We start from the raw sequence: 17,601 nt of genomic DNA, 5'->3' as shown, positions 1-17,601 counted from the left end.
CGGCCAATCTCGGCGCTTCGTCGGTGATACCCCCCTCTGCCCTGCCGGGCATCTCCCCCTCAAGGGGGGAGATCGACCCGTGGCACCATGCCGGCCCCTCCTCTCCCTTGGAGGGAGAGGAAGCGATTTCGGCATCTTAGCGAAGCTAAGCGCCAGAAATCGCAGGTGAGGGGGATATCCGTGTAACACCCCCCTCGCTTGGAATTTCCAACACTCAGCCTCCGGCTAAGATGTTGAAATTCCATTCTCCTCCGCCAAGGGGGAGAAAAACCTCACTCCAGCACCGCGCGAAACCGCATCTCCGCCACGTAGAACCTTGTGCCCGCCGCCCGCCGGCTCGCCGTGCGGCGATGGGCGAGCGAGACGAGCCGCGCGCCGGCAGGCGCGAGATCGGCGTCGTCGAGAAGCACCCGCACGCGGGCCGCGATCTCCTCCGCCTCGCGCCGGCCGGTCGCCGACCAGGCCTCGAAATCGAGGAGGCATTCGAGCCCGTCCTCGCTCGCCGTGCCGTAGGCGCGCGTCTCCACCGCCCCCGTCACCAGACAGGGCAGCACGCCCGCGTCCCGCCGCCGGTCGACGATGCCGTCCGGCCCGAGAAGCGCGACGAGCGCCGCGTCACCCGAAAGCCGGGCATGCACCGCCTGCAGCAGCTCATTGACCGGTGCCATCGCCGCCCTCCCCGTCCTTGCCGGCGTCCGCCGTATCCCGCGCCTTCACCGTGCGCGCGGCAATCGCCGCCTGAAGCGCCCGGGTCAGCGCCTCCCTGAAATCCCGGTGGGTCGTCTGCAGCGCGAGCTTCATCGCCCCTCCTCCCGGCAGCGGCAGAGGAGATAGCGGCCGCTCTCGTCCGGATCGTGCGCCGTCTCCACGAGAAAGATCCGCCCGCCCTTGACGAGCCGCATGCCGGAAGAAACGTCGCCGCGGTGGCGCATCCAGATCGCGTGGGTGATCGTCACCCGGCCGCCGCCCGCCTCCTCGCCGGGCGAGGCCGTCACCGGCTCGATCCGCGCCCAGAGGCTCGCGACCGCGCTCCACGTGACGGTTGCGCCGCCCTGCCCGTCGGGGCTTTCCACGGGCGCTTCCAGCGTCAGCCGGGCCGTCAGCCCGCCGGGGTCGAAGGCCGCCGTCGCCATCAGAGCCTCCGTCGGGCAAACGGCGCCACCAGCCGGTCGTAGCCGGCCGGGATCGCCGCCGGCTGGTCGGCCGGGGCGACGGCGCCGCGATAGGAAAACATCAGCGCCACATGCATCAGCATGGCGCGCTTCAGCGTGTCCGGCACGTCCGCCCCGGTATCGCCGAAGCCGGCGCGAAAATCGATCTCGATGCCGTTGAGCGCCCGGCCGGGCGCCGGAGGATCGCGCAGCCAGAGCCGCGCCGGCCGGCTCTCGCCGTCGAGCAGGTGGTCTTGAAGCGATACCTGAAGCGGGTTCCCGTCGCCGTCGTAGACGGTCACGTTGTCAATGCGTTGCACCGGTCCCCTGTCAATCTGAATCACGCCGCCCGCCGGCCAGTCGTCGCGGTAGAGCCGGTGCGTCTGGGTGATCAGCATCAGGCCGGTCTGGCGTTCGAGATGCTCGCGCGCCACGGTCACGAGGTCGGCGAGCAGGCCGTCCTCGTCGGCGTCATCGAGGCGCAGATGCGCCTTCACCTCGGCAAGCGTCAGCGGCTCCGCCGCCGGCGGAGTGATCAGGGCATAGGTCATGGTGGCTCCGTTCTGGGGCGAATAGGGAATAGCGAGTAGGCAGTAGGCAGTGACGAAACGCGTCCGTCCGATCTCCCCCCTTGAGGGGGAGATGTCGGCGTAGCCGACAGAGGGGGGTGATCCCAACCTCGACGCCTGCCCATCCCCCCTCTGTCACTTCGTGACATCTCCCCCACAAGGAGGGAGATCGGCCCGCAGCCCGCCCACTGCCCACTGCCCACTGCCGCGTCCGGACTACCCGAACTTCACCAGCTTGATCGCCTCGAAATTCTGCACCCCGCCACCGACGCGCTTGGTCGTGTAGAAGAGCACGTAGGGCTTGGCGGAATAGGGGTCGCGCAGGATGCGCACGCCGGTGCGGTCGACGACGAGATAGCCGGCGCGGAAGTCGCCGAAGGCGATCGAAAGCGTGTCCGCCGCGATATCCGGCATATCCTCGGCCTCCGTCACCGGAAAGCCCATCAGCGCCGCCGCCTGACCCGCTGCCGCCGGCGGCTGCCAGAGGTAGTTGCCGTCGGCATCCTTGAACTTGCGGATCTCGCCCTGGGTGCGGCGGTTCATCACGAAATGGGCGTTCTGCCGGTGGCCGGCCTTCAGCGCGTAGATCGCCGTAATCAAGACGTCGGAGGCGCCGCTCGCGGCAAAACCGCCCGCCACCCCGGTTCCGATGTGGCCGAGACTGCCCCAGGCCCAGCTCGCATCGGCGACGGTCGGGTAGCTTAAGAACCCCTTCGGCCGGTTCACCCCGTCGCCGGAAACGAAGGCCGCGCCCTCCTGCTCGGCAAAGGCGATATCCACCTCGCCGGAGATCCAGGCCTCGATGTCGACCGCCGCGTCGTCGAGCAGGCCTTGCGTCGCCGCCGGCATGGCATAGAGCTCCATGGTCGGGAAGGTGAGTTCGGCAAGCTCCGGGGTCGCCGTCAGCGGCCGTGCTGCCGTCTCCGCCACCCAGCCGGAGGCCATGCCCGCCGGCGCGAACGGCTTCTTCAGCACCGCGCCGGAGACCTGCCGCACGGTCGCAAGCGCCCGGATCGGCGAGACGGACGCAAGCCGGCGGCCGATCTCGGTATCTGTCTCCGGCGGCACCAGATAGCCGCCGTCGCCGGGCACGCCGGCCGAAAGCGCCTTGGCCTCCAGCTCGCGCAGCCCCGTCTCGTCGCCGCGGCGGATGTAACTCTCGAAGGCCGCCTTCAGCTCTGCCGCTTCCGCGCCGGCCATCCCGCCGGCCGCACCGCCGCCCGTCCGTTCGAGCGGCGGGCGCAGTTTCTTGATGACGAGCTGGTCGAGAAGCCGGCCCTGCTCGTCCATCGCCCGGTTGATGCGCTCCACCTTGTCGCGGGTGACCGTGTCGGCAGCAAGCTTGCGCTCGACCTCCGAAAGCCGCTCGTCATTCGCTTCCTTGAAGGCCTCGAAGGCCTGCATGAAATCCTCGAAGGCCGCCGAGACCGTGTCCGGCACCGCCTTCACCTCCGGGGCCGCCCGCCCCGGCACGCCACCCGTCTCTTCCGCACCCGTCCCGTTCGCCTGGTTCTCGTTCATCGCCTCTCATCCTTCGTTGACGTTGCTGGATCTGAAATTGCCGGCCGCCATCCGCCGCGCCGCCCGCCGCATCAGGCGGACGAGTTCGGTCTCCCTGTCGCGGAAGAACCGCGCATTCTTGACGTTCGAAACCCGCGCCGAGGGCTGCATCGGAAAGGTCACGACGGAGATCTCCCAGAGGTCCGCCTCGAGGATGCGGCGGATGCCGCTTGCCCGGTCCGCCTTCGCCCGCACGGTGCGAAAGCCGATCGACAGCCCGTCGAGCGCCCCGCTCGTGAGCAGCGCATGCACCTCGCGGGCGCGTGCCACGCCCTTCGCCAGCTCGCCCTCGACATAGAGGCCGCGGGCGTCCTCGCGGATCACCCGCCAGGCGCCGATCGGCTCGGCCGGATCGTGCTGGTAGAGCATCCGCACGCCGCCCGGCCCCCGCGCCGCAAGCGAGTGGCCGAACGCGCCCGGCATCACCACGTCGCGGCCGAGGTCCACCTCGCCGAACACGCTGGCATAGCCGGAAAAGACGCCGTCGCCGGTCACGCCGGCCAGCGTCAGGCTCGCGAATTTCTGGGTGAGCGACACCGGACCACGATAGGCCGGGCCGCGATAGGCCTGCCCGCGATAGGCACGCATCGGCATTCTCCTTCGATCGATGGAATGGGTGTGGAAGGTCCGGTCGCTACCGGTTCGGCCGGCCGTAGCGGTCGAGGAAGCGGACCAGCAGGCCGAGGCTCCACCAGGCGAGAAGGCTCGCGGCGGTTGCACCGGCCAGCACGATGTCCTCCGGCGAAAGGCTCGCCACCAGCCCGAGCTTCTGGGCGAGCCAGAGGCCCGCCGGATCGCCGAAGATCAGCCCGCAGGCAAGCCCGGTGAGAAAGCGGCCGGCCGCCTCCTGCCTGCCCTTCGGCAGCATGTAGACGAGCGAGATTGCCGACCCGGCGAGGGCGCCGAGCACCTTCGCGGTGAATTGCGCGCCGTCCTGGCTCCAGTCGGTCATTTTATTAACCTCTTCTAATTAAACTGAAATCCGCGTCGCCTCGGTCCCCCGCGGGCGCGAAAGCGCCCCTCGTGCGTCGCATGAAGCGCGCGAATTGCCGAGCCGGATGAATCCCTTGGCGGGCGTTCCTGCGATTTCGATTCCGCTTCTTCAGAGACCGATTCAAGCTCTTCGCAGATCGCTGGAGGACTGTCCCGGATCGCCTCAGTCCGTCCCCGGCCCGTAGCCGACCGCCGCGCGCTTCTCCGCATCGGACAGGAAGTCCGCACCGCCGAGCCGCGCCCAGAGCGCGTCGCGTTCGGCGGCGAGCCCGGCCACCTGGTCGAGGTCGGGGGCAAGCGTCAGCGCCTCGCCGAAGAGGCCGGAGAGGAAGCCGGAAAAGCTCTTCGCCGTGCGGTTGACGAGCGGCAACACGGTCAGCCGGAAGAAGGCGCGGTTCGCCTCCTGGTAGTTGGCATAGGTGTTGTCGCCGGGAATGCCGAGCAGCATCGGCGGCACGCCGAAGGCGAGCGCCACGTCGCGCGCCGCCCCGTTTCGCGCCTCGACGAAATCCATGTCGCGCGGCGAGAGCCCCATCGATTTCCAGTCGAGCCCGCCTTCGAGCAGCAGCGGCCGCCCGGCCCGCATCGGCCCGGAATAGCCCTCGTCCAGCTCCCGCTTCAGCCGTTCGTACTGGTCGGGCGCGAGATTGCCGCCCTCCTTCGGCTGGTAGACGAGCGCGCCGGAGGGCCGCGCGGAATTGTCGAGCAACGCCTTGTTCCAGCGCGCCGCGGCATTGTGCAGGTCGAGCGCGACCTGGGCGGCGGCAAGCGGCGGAAAGCCGAGATGGTCGTCGAGCGGATGGAAGAGCTTCAGGTGCATGAGCGCCCCCTCGCCTTCCGCCGCGATCCGCCGGACCGCGCTCCCGGCACGGTATTCGTAGGCCTCCGGCCAGCCGTCGCGACCCGCCACCACGCTCACCCGGTCGGGGCGCAGCAGATGCAGTTCCGCCGCCCGCCCGCCAAGCACCAGTGGCTCGACGAAGGCATTGCCGGCAAGCAGGAGGTGGCCGTAGAGCGCCTCCAGGAAATCCGCCCCGCCGGTGCGCCCGTTCGGCCGCGCCATCAGCCTGAGCGCCGGATGCTCGCCGACCTCGGTCTCGCCGTCATAGAGCAGCCAGGGCACGGCGGCGGCGGCTTCCGAAATCAGCCGCACTGTGCGGTGGGCGACCGGGTTCTTCATGAAGCCCTCGCGGGCGAGCGTGCCGTAGGAGCGCCCGCTCCACTGCGCCCGCCCCTCGCCGGCGACCAGCGCCAGCCCGCCGCCGACGGCCTTCCGCTCGGCAACGGCTCCCTCACCCGCCGCGGCTCCCCACGGCAGTCGAAACGGCAATCTCATCGGATTTCATCCTGTTGTTTCGAGGTTGGCTCCACGCAGGGCGCGCCTCTTCTCCCTTGGAGGGAGAAGAAGCGAAATCCGCATCTTGGCGAAAGCTAAGTGCCAGATTTCGCAGATGGGGGGGGACGGCCGCGACGCTGCCGCACGGCCGGTCTCCCCCCTTGTGGGGGAGATGCCCGGCAGGGCAGAGGGGGTATCACCGCAAGCGCCGAGATCGGGATCCACCCCCCTCTGTCGGCTACGCCGACATCTCCCCCTCAAGGGGGAGATCGGGTGGTGCATCCATCGCCCCGTCACCCCTGACTTGATCCGGGGTGCCAGCCGGCGCGCGTCGGCGAGCCGAAAGAACGCACCTCTATGAAGGCGAAGACGTCTCCCCGCGCGATGGACATCGCGCGACTGGATGCCGGGTCGAACCCGGCATGACGGCGGAAAGATGACGCGCCTCCCTCACTTTCGCCCCTCACCCTGACCCTTGTAGCTTCCCAAACACCGCGGCGCGGTGATCGTTGCCGCCGTATCGTAATCCGCCGCAAAGCGCCTGCCGCGCAGCGGCTTCACCCTCTCGATCGAGGTCTGGTAGAGCGGATGGGCGTGGTAGGCGGCAAGTGCGGCCTCGTCCTCGAACTCGCCGTAGACCACGACGTCGATGCCGTCGTCGAAGCGGTCGGCCTTCATGTTGGTCGCGATCTCCAGACGCTTCGCCGCGGGAATGCCGGTCAGGATCGACAGGCCGTCGAGCACGGCGTCGAGGTCTTCGTGCTTCGGCACGGTGAAGAGGACGATATGGCGGATCACGGGCCTTCGCTCCGGCTTGGTTGACGGCGGGCGCCTCAGGATTCGGGCAGCCGCCGGATAGCATGGCCGCCCGCCCCGCTCAATCGCCTTCCACCCACGTTCCCGATCAGCGTCGGGCGAGCGCCTTCAGGAAGGCGCGGCCGTAGCCCGCAACGAGCGCCGCCCGGTCGAGGCCGTTGACGATGCGCCGCGCGCCGACCCAGTCCTCTCTGGTCGCCGAAAAGACGTCGGCGAGCGCGACGCCGGTGAAGAGCCCGCGCGTCATGCCGCTCACCAGCACGCTTGCCGCAACCTCCAGCTCCATCGCCCGGGCCGGATCGCTCACGAGGTCGATGCCGAGCGCCTCGGAGAGCCGCCGGTAGTTCCGCCGGTGGGTGATCTGCACGAAGCCGCGGCCGAGAAAGCTCCGCCCCTCGCCGTCGCGCCGCCAGTAGGGCCGCCGAACCTGCGGCAGTCGCCCCGCAGCATAGGCCCGGTCGAGGATTTCGATCGCCCTGTCGTCGGTCGAGGCGAGCGTCTCGCGCACCGGCCGCATGGTCCGCGCCGTCTCGTGGAAGGCGGTCGCCAGCATGTAGGCGAGATGGCGCGGATCGCCGTCCGGCGCCGCCTTCATCCATTCGCCGCGGATCGCCGAAATCCCCCGCACCTGCCCGTCGGTCAGGCGCCCGCCGAAGGGGTCGGCCCGGATCGCCCGGTAGAAATCGCGTTCATCGGCCATCGTCGATTCGTCCCTCGTCTCCGCCTCCCTCGCTCACGGCAACAGCCGGCCGCCCCCGTTTTCGGTGGGTTCCGAAGGGGTGCGACAAAATTGCAGTGAGAAACCGGGAAACTCTAATCGTTTTAAAGAATTTCAATCGTTTAGAGCACCCGAAGGGAGTATTTACAAAGATTTAACACTGTGAAAATTGGACCCGTCCCATGTCGGACGCGCCCGCTCATTGAGGAGAGATCCGGATGCAAGTGAAGCCCACTCAGCCCCAGACCCCTGCCCAGATCCAGGCCCAGTCGATCCCGGCCCATGTTCTCGAACGCATGGAAAACGAATGGCGCCAGATGCGCCAGGGCGCCGGCCAGCCGTCCACCTCCACGAAGTAAGCCCATCACACATGCCTGACGCGCGGTTCGCCCGCGCGTTCCAGCATCAGCGCCGTCAGCGCCCAGACCAGCGCATCCAGCCGGTCCGGCGAGCGGCCTGAGGAGAGCCCGTCGGGGCCGAAATCGCACATCTGGTCTTCGAGGGCCGCAAAGCGGCCGGCGTGCACCACCCGGCCCTGCTCGTAGAGTGCGGCCACCGGCTCGGCCCGCAGATATTTCCCGCGCGTCGCGCGCACCAGCGTCAGCGGCAGGCCGGCATCGATGCTGCGCAGCACCGCCGCCACCATCTCGCCGCCCTGGTTCGCCTCCGCCACCACCCGGTCCGCCTCGAAGCGCCGGTAGGCGCGCACCACCGCCTGCGCCCATTGCGCCGGGCTGGCCGCCTCCACCGAACAATCGGCGAGCACCGCGGCGCGGCCGTTCTCCTCGAGCCCGGCCACCACGATGCCGCAGCAGCTTTCGCGCCCCGTGCCCGACGGCGGATCGACCGCCACGACGATGCGCCGGAGCGGCCCCGTCAGCTTCACCGTCACCGCCTCGATCCGCTCGCGCTTCCAGAGCGCGTCCTCGCGGTCCTCGATCAGCTCGCCGTCGAGTTCCTGCCGGCCGAGCCGCGTGCCGCCGTAGCGGTCCTGAAGCGCTGCGATGAAGCCCGGCGCGAGGTTTTTGGCATTGTCGGCGGTCGAAAGCCGGCTCACCCGTGTTCCCTTGCCCGCGATCAGCCGTTTCAACAGCGGCAGCGGCCGCGGCGTCGTGGTCACCAGTTCCCGCGGCGCGGTGCCAAGCCTCAGCGCAAACTGCAGCATGTCGTAGGTCTCGTCGGGATATTTCCATTTCGCCAGCTCGTCGCACCAGGCGAAGTGAAACTGCGGCCCGCGCAGGCTCTCCGGGTCCTCGGAGGAGAAGAACTGCGCGATCACGCCGTTCGGCCAGACGAGCCGCCGGCGCGAAATTTCCACGTCCGGCCGCATCCGCCGGGCGATCCGCCAGATGCCGGAGGCGCCGTCGACCATCACCTCGCGGGCGTCGCCCAGCGTTTCGGCGACGAGCGCGATGCGCAGATCGGAGCGCGCCCCGGCGGCGAGCGCCAGCGCGTGCACCCATTCCGCGCCGGTGCGGGTCTTGCCCGAGCCGCGCCCGCCGATCACCAGCCAGGAGCGCCAGTCGCCTTCGGGCGGCTTCTGCTCCGGCCGGCCGGTGAACTCCCAGCTCCGGCCGATCCTTTTCAGCACCGCCGGATCGCACGGCGCCAGCCGCGCGAGCACGGCGGCGACGTCCGGATCGGCGACGGTGCTTTCCGTGGGCCGTGGCTCCGGCGTCTGCGGCGTCAGGCTTGCGGCGATGTTGCCCGCCAACTCGTCCGACGAAGCCGTGTTTCGCCCCCTCGCCGCGCCGATGCTGTCGAGCCCCTTGCGGTTCTCGTCGAGCGCCTGCACGACGCCGCCCTTGCCTTTTCTCACGACACGCCTGTCATCCGCTTCGCGCGCCCGGCGCGCTTTCCGGTTCACCGGGATCGCCGGGGCTTTCCCCGGCCGTGGCGGGAGCGCCGTCGCGGGCCGCGGTCCAGCTTTGCAGAAGCCGTCTGGCACGCGCATCGGCCTGGGCGTCGATGATCGCCCGAAGTTCCGCCCGGATTGCCGCATCGCCACCCTCTTCCTCGGCCAGGAGTTCCGCAGCCTCGCGGTCGCGCACGATCTGCCGCTGCAGGCCGTCGATCTTTTCGAGCGTCCGGACGAGCAGCGCCATGGCATCCGTCGCCGCCTTCGCGTCGGCGCGCGCGGCCTTCGCCGCCGCCTCGTCCTCGCCGGAAATCAGCGCCTCGGCCGAGGCCCGCAACCTGCGGAAAAGCTCGAACTGGTCGCGCATCTCCGCCGTCAGGTCATTGAGAAGCATCTGGAATTCGTCGACGGGCGACGGCCGGTCGACCGACTTCAGTTCGAGGAACAGCCGCCCGACCGCCCGGCGCATCCGTGGCGCGTCCGCAGCCTCCGCCGCAGGCTCCGCGCCCGCCCCGCCCGGCGGCCAGAGGCCGAAGACCGAGATGTCGAATTCGTCTGCCTCGTCCATCGCCTGATCTCCCTGCCGGCCCACGCCGACGAAAAAGGCCCGGGGCGAACCCCGAGCCTCGAATGATTGACAGTGCCTGGCGGGAGCCATCGGCCGATCTCCCCCACAAAGGGGAGATCGAGCAGTGCATCCATCTCCACCGTCATGCCGGGCCTGACCCGGCATCCAGCCACGGCGCGTCTGCGCCGTGAAAAACTCTTTTTGCGATCAATTACTTGACTTCGCTCGCCTTAAGCTAGCGAGGCCGCCGGCCGATCTCCCCTTTGAGAGGGGTATCACGGAAAGCGTTGTCGGCCGCAGATGCGTGCCCCTCATCCCCCTGCCGGGACCTTCTCCCCGTTCTGACGGGGAGAAGGGACAAGCGGCACCGCGCCGGCCGTCCCCTCTCCCCGCGAGCGGGGAGAGGGTCAGGGTGAGGGGCAGAAGTATCGCAGCAAGCGCCGAGGCCGGAGGTTCACCCCCCTCTGTCGGCTTCGCCGACATCTCCCCCTCAAGGGGGGAGATCGGTGCCCGAACCCACCGGGCCACTCCAGCCGCACCTCTTCGACCATGACCGAAGACTAGCAAACGACCGTCACGCCGTCAAGGATTATTTTCCTATCCATTGCCCCACCCACCGCTTGCCCCTATCCTCGCACCAACCGAGGAAGGAGCCAGCCATGACCGAGGACGAGGTTGCCGCTCTTGCGCTGTCGCTGCCCGAGGCGGAGGAGAGCGCCCATTTCGGCAAGCGCGATTTTCGCTTGCGGGACAAGGTCTTCGCCACCCTGCCGCGGCCGGACGAGCTGGTGCTGAAGCTTACCCCCGACCGGCAGGCGCTCGCCGTCGCGGCGGCACCCGGCCTGCTTTCACCGGTCCCCGGCGCCTGGGGCATGAAGGGCTGGACGGTGCTGCACTACGCGAGCGCCGAGCCGGCGGATGTCGCAGACCTCCTGCGCAGAGCGTGGGAGACGGTCGCCCCGAAGGGCCTGCGCGGCTGAGGACGCCCCTCGCCTATCGCTCGCCGCCGGCGATGGGCAACACGCCATCGAGGTCGTCGGTTTCGAGTTCCACCACCCAGTAATCCGGGTCGAAGCGGCCCTCGCGCGCAAGCAGCGCGTCGACCTCGCCGGCCTCCACGCGCGTCAGCCGCACCTCGAAGCCGCGGTCGTCGCGCCCCTCCTCGGCCATCAGGCTCTGCGGCGCCGGGCCGTAGAGCGTTTCGAGCCCGTCGCGAAAGCGCTGGCGCACGTAGATCGCGCCCGCCTCCTCCGCGCCCTTGCGGGCGACGGCGGCAAACCCGCCGGACGAAAACACGCGGCGGACGAGCGCGGAAACGAAGATGTCGGAACGAAGACGCATCCGCGCGTCATAGGGCAAGCGGGAGGAGAAGGGAATGGGGGTGGAGGAGGTGGCTGCGTGCGTCAAACCATGCTCCGGAAACTTGGTGAAGAATGCTCGGACCAACACGAGCGGAGCGTGACACACAGAGCTCTACCCTTGACTGCAATCTTGCGTTGCACAACCATCTCAAACATTGGCCACGCAGCCACCGATTTGAATATTTCTGAAACTTGTCCCATAGGAACAGGCACCATATGCGACTATATTTCAGTTGCACTGCCGCATCGAAACGGCGTAAAATTTCAGCGAGAAGACATGTCGCGCGGAGATAGGCTTGTCGAGGACTTCAAGGCGTGCCGAGGACCGTTTCCTTACAGGGAGCTTGTACGGATGCTCGCAAATCTGGGCTTCGAGGAAAAAGACGCCGGCGGAGGATCGAGACGGAAGTTCGTCCATTCCTCCACGAAACAGATCATCCGCCTGCATGAACCCCACCCCGGAAACGAGGTGAAGCCGTATATGGTCAGGCAGATACGCGATCAACTGATCGAGCAGGGTTTGATATGAAAACAATCACTTACAAGGGCTATCAGGCGTCCGTCGAGTTCGATGACGGCGCGCTTTTCGTCAAGGTACTTCATATCGACGACGTGCTGGTCGCCGAATGCGACCGGGCCAGCGAAGCCGAGGCCGTCGCCCGTGACCTGATCGACGCCTACCTCGCCGACTGCGAGGAGGAGGGCCGCGAACCGGCGAAGCCCTACAGGGGCAGCTTCAACGTGCGGGTCACGCCCGACTTGCACAAGCGTGCCGCGATGAACGCCGCGGAAGAAGGCATATCGCTCAACAGCTGGATCGGTGACGCCATCCAGCAAAAGCTCGAGCACGCCGGGCGGCCTGATCGCGCCGAAGGCACCGCCTCCGGGAGACGGCACGCCTTGCGGGCCTGACCACTCACACCCTCACCGCCAGCCTCAACCCGCCCCAGTGGCGGCCGGAGACGGTGATCGGGGCGGAGATGTCCTTCATCACGACGAAGTTGCCGCCGCCCATGTCGCGGCGGTAGGTCTGGACGAGGAAGGGTGCCGTCGAGCGGCCGGCGGCAAGGCCGACACGGTCGGCGAAGATGCGGCGGTTGCGGCAGTTGGCGGTGTTCCAGACCGCATCGCCCGGCCGCTGCGGCTCGGAGAACTTGCGGTTATGGGTCGGCAGGTAGCCGTTGACGTCGACGGCGGCGCAGAAGCCGACGCGGTCGCTCAAGGAGAGCACCGGTTCGAGGATCGGCGGCAGCACCCTGTCGGTGAATTCGGTGAAGCGGGCCATCATCTGCACCGGGTCGGTGCCGGGGATCGGCCGGTACTGGCGGTCGAAGAGCGCGTCCATGGCGATGCGGCCGGCGCGCACGCCCTCCTCGAAGACCGCCGAGATGTTTTCGGCCACTTCGCGGGCGGTGCGGATCCAGGCGCTGTCGACGGTCTCGATACCGGCGCTGGCGGTCAGCTGGATCAGCGTCTCGGAGAGGTTCACCACCTTGTCGACGCGGGCCGCGGCGTTCTGCAGCGCGCCGTCGGAGCTTCTCACCTCGCCGGCCATCTCGCCGAGGGTGACGACGAAGGCGGAGCACTGGCCGTTCACCGTCTCGGTGGTCTTCGCCATCACCGAGGCGCTGTCGAGGATGCGGGTGATCACCCCTTCCATGGTGCCGAAGGACTGGTTCATCGCCTGCGAGGTCTCGCGCACGTCGAGCGCGCTCTCGCTCGCGCCCTTGCCGGCGGTGGCGAGCTTCTCGATCTTGCTGCGGATGTCGTCGAGGATCGCCTGGATCGAGGCGGTCGCCTGCGAGGTCTGCAAGGACAGCGCGCGGATTTCCGCCGCCACGACGGCAAAGCCCTTGCCGGCCTCGCCGGCACGCGCCGCCTCGATCGCGGCGTTGAGCGCCAAGAGGTTGGTCTGGCGGGCGATGGTGCCGATCTCGCTCGCCACCTTGTCGACGTCGGAAAGCGAGCGCGAGAAGGTGCCGATCTCGCTGCTGATCTCCATCGAGGCATTGACCATCTGGTCGATCTTGCTGACCGCGCCGGTCATGCGGCTTGCCGAGTCCGACAGCATGCGGCGCGCCTCGCCGGCGGTGGCGTCGGTCTCGCCGAGCGCGGAGGCCACCGCATTGTTGGTTTCGGCGATCGAAAGGGCGGTGCGGGTGATGTCGTCGAAGGTCCCGGCATGGCGCTTCGACATCGCCGCGACATCGGTGATCGCGCCGGCGATGTCCACGAGGTCGATGCCGAGCTCGGAGGCCTCGCGGGCCATTTCGGAGACGATCCGTTTCAGGAGAGCGGCATCCGCCGCAGCCTCGTCGGGCACGTCATGCTCTTCACTCACGGCGAGCGCATTCGACACGGTCATTGCAAACCCCTCCCAAGATTCGGAGGATCATCGCCGATCGTGGTTAAGGCTTTGCAAATATTCAGATATAGACGAAAGTCTAATGCATCCGGGCGAGATCAGAGCGCACCGATGTCCTTGAGCTTCTTCAGCACGGCCGGGTTCGGCTCGCCGGTCTCCGGCAGGCGGTAGTGGCGCTCGAAATGGCGGATCGCCGACCGCGTCTCTTCGCCTGCGATGCCGTCGACCTTGACCTCGCTGTAGGCGATGTTGCTTAAGCCCTGCTGGATCGCCATCACCAGGTTCGGGTCCGCCCCGCCGGCAATCGCCTGCGGGATGTCCTTTGCCGGACGCAGCGCCACCTCGACGGCGCGCTCGGCCGTCTGCGCCTTGCGCCGCTTGTCCGAGATGGTGGCAATCGTCCGGTCGGCGTTGCGGATCGCGGCGGCCACCGGGTCCTCGCCGGCGGCGGGCGAGATGTCGCCGGCCGGGCGCGGCACCGGACGAACGGCGACGGCACCGCTTTCGACGGTGAGAGCGGCGAGCAGTTCCGGGCTCGTCCGGCCGTCCGCCCGCATGGCGACGGATTTCTGGAAGGCGGCGATCGCGGCTTCGGTGCGCGGGCCGGTGACGCCGTCGACGGTGCCGTCATAGAAGCCACGGCGGGCGAGCTGCTGCTGCACGGCGCGCACGAGCTCCGCATCGGCGCCGGCGGTCGGCAGGGCCGCGGTCGTCTCGTTCGCAGAAACCGTTCCGTCCGTCGGCCGCACGGCATCGGCCGTCGCGGCGGGATCGCCCTCTTGCGGCGCCTCCACCCGCGCGATGCGGAAGGTCGTGACCCTCGACGGGTCTTCCATCAGCGGATTGCGGGCAAGTCCGGCAAGCGCGTTGAAATCGCTCCGGTCGCGGGTGCGCCAGAAGGGAGAGGGATGAACGCCCGGCTGATACCAGAGCGCATTGGCGGTAATCATGCCGAACACGACGCAGAAGGCCGCCGCCCCGCCGACGCCGACGGGATGGCGAGCCGCGATACCGGCGAGCGCGCCGGCAGCCCGCAACGCGAGGCCCGGCGCGCGGCGCGCGGGCTTGCGTTCAGGCGATTTTCGCTTTCGCTTCGTCATGCACCCATTCGTCCTTCGTTCGCGCGGCGCAAGCGTCGTCCGCCTTCAGCCGCGGCGGGAAGTCCACCCTGTTGTCCGGCCCGGCCATGTCGGCCGCGGCAATGATACCGGAACCGTCCGCCGGCAGTGTGACGGTCACCACGGTGCCCTCGCCCGGCCGGCTCGTCATTTCGAAACGGCCGCCGTGCAGCGCCGTCAGGCCCTTCACCAGCGACAGCCCGAGCCCCGATCCCTCGTAGCGGCGGTTGAGCTCGCCGTGGATCTGGGTGAACGGCTTGCCGATCAGCGACAGCTTTTCCGGCGCGATGCCGATGCCGGTGTCGCTGACGACGATCTTCAGCTCGCCGCCCTCGACGCCGGCGTCGATCGTGATCGCACCGCCGGCTTCGGTGAACTTGATGGCATTGCCGACCAGATTGATCAAGACCTGGCGAACGGCACGCTCGTCGGCAACGACCTCGCCGAGGTTGCGGCCGAGCCGGCTCGTCAGCGTCACGCCGCGGGTCTTCGCCTGCAGCGACAGCATGTTCTCGCAATGGCTGATCGTCTCGGCGATGGCGAAGGGTTCGAGCGTCAGTTCGTAACGACCGGCCTCGATCTTCGACATGTCGAGCATGGCGTTGACGACCGAAAGCAGGTGGGCGCCCGACTGGTGGATGAGCCCGACATATTCGCGCTGGCGGTCGTTCTCGAGCTTGCCGAAATACTCGCCCGCGAGGATGTCGGAAAAACCGAGGATGGCGTTGAGCGGCGTCCTGAGTTCGTGGCTGACGGCGGCGAGGAAGCGCGACTTGGTCTCGTGCGCGTCGGCCGCCTCGCCGGCCATGCGGCGGGCCTCGTCACGGATGCGCATCTCGCCGGCGATGTCGAGGATCTGGGCGTGGACGGCGGAAAGCGCACCGTCGGCGCCGCGCACCGCGGTCATGTCCATGCGGACGTTCATGAATTGCGACTGTTCCAGCCCGAGCATCGGCCGGTCGAGGCGAAGATCGATCGCCACCGCATCGACGCCGGCGCGCAGGTCCGCGAGCGCCTCGACGAAGCCGAGCCGGTCGGAGACATGCACATGCTCGACGAAGGGGCGGTCGATCGGATCGCGCAGGAAGGAGAAGAAGACTTCGCGGTCGCGGCCGCCGGCAGCGCGCACCAGGCCCTTGGCATCGAGCCGGAGGAGAAGGCCGGGGCAGGCATCGACGGAGAAGCCGTCCGCGGACGTCTCGGCGACCTCGCCCGAACGGGCGGGCGTGCGGGCGAAAGCAAAGGCGGCGACGCTTGCGACGAGGAAGAGCGAAAGGACGAGCGCAAAGCCGAGCGGCAGCGCGACGGCGGGGCCGGCGACAAGGAGCAGGGCGGCGGGAACGGCCGGAACGAGCGGCAGGAAGACCTGCATCACGCGGCGCAGGAGCACCACGTCGGCGGTTGCGACGGCCCGTCCGGCACCGGCGCGCGCAAGGCAGGACCTTGCCACATCATCCAGGACCGCCGCCGTCATGTCAGCCATTTTACTCAATACCAGCACGCCAGACTTCCGCGAACGCTTGCACCTCAAGAACGGTCCGACCATAGGCCCCGCGCGCTTAAGGAAAAGATAAAGAAAGGGGTCGCAAGCCCCCTCGGAAGGCCCGGTTTGCGCCATTCCGGAACAAGCCGGACAAGCTTTCTCATTCATGGTTAACGGGGCGTAAGCGACGGAAATTACGGCATTTTCCGGGCCACGTTAACTTTTGGCCGGAGGCGCCGCGGCAAATCGCCGGGATTTCGGGGAACCACCCCCTGTTTATGCTTAACGGCGATTGCTAAAATTTGACGCAAATGGCGCGAGAGAGGCCGATCGTTCGCATTTTAATCAATTTCGCCGAAAACCCGAGCGAGTTTTGCAAAGCGAAATTTCCACCCCGCGAATAGGCTCCGCTCACACGCCGGGACGACCCGGCAACCGGCATCGGCCGGTGGTGCTCGGATGGATGAACGCAATGTGGTTTCTGATCAAAGGAACGTTCTGGTTCTCGATGGTGCTGGTGCTGCTCTCCTATTTCGGGAGCCGCCCGCAGACCGAGGACGCCGGCTCGGCGCTCAACGTCGCCGACGCGATTTCGGCGGCCACCGACGCCTATGCCTATGTGAGCGAGATCTGCAGCGTGAAGCCGGATGTCTGCGTCAAGGGTGCGGAAACCTTCGCGGCACTCGGCGAGCGGGCCCGTGAAGGCGCCCTCGTCGCCTACCAGCTTCTCGACCGCCAGTTCGGCGACGACGCCAAGGACAAGGCCGCCGCGGCCGGCGAGGCCGCCGACGCCATCTCGGACGTCATCGTGACCGGCACCGTCAATGCCCCGCAGGGCACCGTGCCGACGCCGCGCGCCAAGCCCGCCTCCTGATTCGACGCTTGCCCCGGAGCCTTCGCGGTTCCGGAGCCCCATGACTGCCATACTGCCACACTGTCGACTTGTGCCCCTTTCGGCCGACGCGGTGCCTTTTTAAAAGGTGCCGCGTTTTCTTTTCCCGCAGTGCAACAGTTCAATTCACCGCCAAGATCGCCTATATCGGAGAAGAGACAACGCACGGAGCCGGGAATGACGACCCTGCAGGACATGATCGACGATTTCGCCTTCCTCGACGACTGGGAAGACCGTTATCGTTACGTGATCGAACTCGGCAAGGCGCTGCCCGAGATGCCGGAGGCGGAAAAGACCGCCGAGCGCAAGGTGAAGGGCTGCGCGAGCCAGGTGTGGCTCGCAAGCAGGGTCGGCGAAGGCGACGACCCGGTGATCGCGTTTTCAGGTGATTCGGACGCGCATATCGTGCGCGGACTGGTGGCGATCGTGCTCGCCGCCTATTCCGGCAAGCGCGCCTCCGAGATCGTCAAGTTCGACGCGATCGAGCTCTTCGGCAAGATCGGCCTCATCGAGCACCTCTCCGCCCAGCGGGCGAACGGGCTGCGCTCGATGATCCAGCGCATCCGCGAGGAAGCCGCCCAGGCGCTGGTGGAAGGCGCCCCCGGACGCTGATCGCTTGGCCCTGCCGCCGTTCGTCTGCGTCGACGGTTTGCGTCTCTGCCCTCCGATCACCCCCCTCTGCCCTGCCGGGCATCTCCCCCACAAGGGGGGAGATCGGACGGAGAGAACTCGCCGTGCCATCTCCGGCATCGGAATCTGCGGAAAGGAAGGCTGTAGACGCGGCACTGGACGAGCCCGGGGACGCTTGCCGCG

At 68.0% G+C, this 17,601-nt stretch carries 22 protein-coding genes; 6 read left to right on the top strand and 16 right to left on the bottom strand.

Annotated features, from left to right (window positions below; all coding sequences use genetic code 11):
• Nucleotides 1-272 precede the first annotated feature (272 nt).
• The 10 genes from NHF53_RS05645 to NHF53_RS05600 form a co-directional block, all read right to left on the bottom strand.
• Nucleotides 273-668 carry a DUF3168 domain-containing protein gene (locus tag NHF53_RS05645; protein WP_252833439.1) on the bottom strand — a complete coding sequence of 132 codons (396 nt, stop codon included), beginning with the start codon at nucleotides 666-668 and terminating at the stop codon, nucleotides 273-275.
• Complete coding sequence (locus tag NHF53_RS05640; RefSeq protein WP_252833438.1) at nucleotides 652-801, bottom strand: hypothetical protein; 150 nt, start codon at nucleotides 799-801, stop codon at nucleotides 652-654. Before NHF53_RS05640 ends, NHF53_RS05645 begins: the two co-directional genes overlap by 17 nt.
• On the bottom strand, nucleotides 798-1,133 hold the full coding sequence (locus tag NHF53_RS05635) for a phage head closure protein (RefSeq protein WP_252833437.1): 336 nt from the start codon (nucleotides 1,131-1,133) through the stop codon (nucleotides 798-800). The genes NHF53_RS05640 and NHF53_RS05635 overlap by 4 nt, the downstream gene beginning before the upstream one ends.
• A complete protein-coding gene (locus NHF53_RS05630; RefSeq protein ID WP_252833436.1) occupies nucleotides 1,133-1,702 on the bottom strand; it encodes a phage head-tail connector protein in 570 nt (189 codons plus the stop codon). The genes NHF53_RS05635 and NHF53_RS05630 overlap by 1 nt, the downstream gene beginning before the upstream one ends.
• 234 nt (nucleotides 1,703-1,936) lie before the next feature.
• Nucleotides 1,937-3,241, bottom strand: a complete 1,305-nt coding sequence (locus NHF53_RS05625) for a phage major capsid protein (RefSeq protein ID WP_252833435.1) — start codon at nucleotides 3,239-3,241, stop codon at nucleotides 1,937-1,939.
• 6 nt (nucleotides 3,242-3,247) lie between these two features.
• On the bottom strand, nucleotides 3,248-3,868 hold the full coding sequence (locus NHF53_RS05620; RefSeq protein WP_114365022.1) for an HK97 family phage prohead protease: 621 nt from the start codon (nucleotides 3,866-3,868) through the stop codon (nucleotides 3,248-3,250).
• A gap of 46 nt (nucleotides 3,869-3,914) precedes the next feature.
• Nucleotides 3,915-4,232: a DUF6107 family protein gene (locus NHF53_RS05615; RefSeq protein WP_252833434.1), complete on the bottom strand. Its 318-nt coding sequence runs from the start codon at nucleotides 4,230-4,232 to the stop codon at nucleotides 3,915-3,917.
• A gap of 204 nt (nucleotides 4,233-4,436) precedes the next feature.
• A complete protein-coding gene (locus NHF53_RS05610; protein WP_252833433.1) occupies nucleotides 4,437-5,609 on the bottom strand; it encodes a phage portal protein in 1,173 nt (390 codons plus the stop codon).
• A gap of 450 nt (nucleotides 5,610-6,059) precedes the next feature.
• Entirely contained in the window at nucleotides 6,060-6,407 is a 348-nt protein-coding gene (locus tag NHF53_RS05605) for a Dabb family protein (RefSeq protein ID WP_252833432.1), read from the bottom strand.
• A 106-nt stretch (nucleotides 6,408-6,513) separates the two neighbouring features.
• Nucleotides 6,514-7,125 carry a hypothetical protein gene (locus NHF53_RS05600; protein ID WP_252833431.1) on the bottom strand — a complete coding sequence of 204 codons (612 nt, stop codon included), beginning with the start codon at nucleotides 7,123-7,125 and terminating at the stop codon, nucleotides 6,514-6,516.
• Between the two features lie 236 nt (nucleotides 7,126-7,361).
• Between NHF53_RS05600 and NHF53_RS05595 the strand changes: the two genes are divergently transcribed.
• Nucleotides 7,362-7,502 carry a hypothetical protein gene (locus tag NHF53_RS05595; RefSeq protein WP_170141949.1) on the top strand — a complete coding sequence of 47 codons (141 nt, stop codon included), beginning with the start codon at nucleotides 7,362-7,364 and terminating at the stop codon, nucleotides 7,500-7,502.
• Between the two features lie 5 nt (nucleotides 7,503-7,507).
• Here the strand turns inward: NHF53_RS05595 and NHF53_RS05590 are convergent, their stop codons facing one another.
• Both NHF53_RS05590 and NHF53_RS05585 read right to left on the bottom strand, forming a co-directional pair.
• Nucleotides 7,508-8,767, bottom strand: coding sequence for a DNA-packaging protein (locus tag NHF53_RS05590; protein ID WP_374591160.1), 1,260 nt, complete (start codon nucleotides 8,765-8,767; stop codon nucleotides 7,508-7,510).
• A 205-nt stretch (nucleotides 8,768-8,972) separates the two neighbouring features.
• A complete protein-coding gene (locus tag NHF53_RS05585; protein ID WP_252833430.1) occupies nucleotides 8,973-9,569 on the bottom strand; it encodes a hypothetical protein in 597 nt (198 codons plus the stop codon).
• Between the two features lie 659 nt (nucleotides 9,570-10,228).
• Between NHF53_RS05585 and NHF53_RS05580 the strand changes: the two genes are divergently transcribed.
• Nucleotides 10,229-10,549, top strand: a complete 321-nt coding sequence (locus tag NHF53_RS05580; RefSeq protein WP_252833429.1) for an MmcQ/YjbR family DNA-binding protein — start codon at nucleotides 10,229-10,231, stop codon at nucleotides 10,547-10,549.
• Between the two features lie 13 nt (nucleotides 10,550-10,562).
• Here the strand turns inward: NHF53_RS05580 and NHF53_RS05575 are convergent, their stop codons facing one another.
• On the bottom strand, nucleotides 10,563-10,910 hold the full coding sequence (locus tag NHF53_RS05575; RefSeq protein WP_252834919.1) for a DUF1491 family protein: 348 nt from the start codon (nucleotides 10,908-10,910) through the stop codon (nucleotides 10,563-10,565).
• A 138-nt stretch (nucleotides 10,911-11,048) separates the two neighbouring features.
• Between NHF53_RS05575 and NHF53_RS05570 the strand changes: the two genes are divergently transcribed.
• Nucleotides 11,049-11,459 carry a type II toxin-antitoxin system HicA family toxin gene (locus NHF53_RS05570; RefSeq protein ID WP_252833428.1) on the top strand — a complete coding sequence of 137 codons (411 nt, stop codon included), beginning with the start codon at nucleotides 11,049-11,051 and terminating at the stop codon, nucleotides 11,457-11,459.
• The gene (locus NHF53_RS05565; protein ID WP_252833427.1) at nucleotides 11,456-11,842 is read left to right on the top strand and encodes a type II toxin-antitoxin system HicB family antitoxin; all 387 of its coding nucleotides are present in this window, start codon (nucleotides 11,456-11,458) and stop codon (nucleotides 11,840-11,842) included. Before NHF53_RS05570 ends, NHF53_RS05565 begins: the two co-directional genes overlap by 4 nt.
• Before the next feature lie 4 nt (nucleotides 11,843-11,846).
• Here the strand turns inward: NHF53_RS05565 and NHF53_RS05560 are convergent, their stop codons facing one another.
• The 3 genes from NHF53_RS05560 to NHF53_RS05550 form a co-directional block, all read right to left on the bottom strand.
• Complete coding sequence (locus NHF53_RS05560) at nucleotides 11,847-13,295, bottom strand: methyl-accepting chemotaxis protein (protein ID WP_252833426.1); 1,449 nt, start codon at nucleotides 13,293-13,295, stop codon at nucleotides 11,847-11,849.
• Nucleotides 13,296-13,393: 98 nt separating this feature from the next.
• Nucleotides 13,394-14,395 carry a peptidoglycan-binding domain-containing protein gene (locus NHF53_RS05555; RefSeq protein WP_252833425.1) on the bottom strand — a complete coding sequence of 334 codons (1,002 nt, stop codon included), beginning with the start codon at nucleotides 14,393-14,395 and terminating at the stop codon, nucleotides 13,394-13,396.
• Entirely contained in the window at nucleotides 14,367-15,896 is a 1,530-nt protein-coding gene (locus tag NHF53_RS05550; protein WP_252833424.1) for a HAMP domain-containing sensor histidine kinase, read from the bottom strand. Before NHF53_RS05550 ends, NHF53_RS05555 begins: the two co-directional genes overlap by 29 nt.
• 472 nt (nucleotides 15,897-16,368) lie before the next feature.
• Here NHF53_RS05550 and NHF53_RS05545 point away from each other — a divergent pair, with 472 nt between their 5' ends.
• Together NHF53_RS05545 and NHF53_RS05540 are read left to right on the top strand one after the other, a co-directional pair.
• Nucleotides 16,369-16,770 (top strand): DUF5330 domain-containing protein, encoded by a 402-nt coding sequence (locus tag NHF53_RS05545; protein WP_114365034.1) that lies wholly within the window; start codon nucleotides 16,369-16,371, stop codon nucleotides 16,768-16,770.
• Nucleotides 16,771-16,965: 195 nt separating this feature from the next.
• Nucleotides 16,966-17,400 carry a SufE family protein gene (locus NHF53_RS05540; protein WP_252833423.1) on the top strand — a complete coding sequence of 145 codons (435 nt, stop codon included), beginning with the start codon at nucleotides 16,966-16,968 and terminating at the stop codon, nucleotides 17,398-17,400.
• The last annotated feature ends 201 nt before the right edge of the window (nucleotides 17,401-17,601 follow it).

It is taken from the genome of Ciceribacter sp. RN22, assembly GCF_024054295.1.
Lineage (GTDB): Bacteria > Pseudomonadota > Alphaproteobacteria > Rhizobiales > Rhizobiaceae > Allorhizobium > Allorhizobium lividum.
This window is presented reverse-complemented; position numbering and strand designations above follow the sequence as displayed.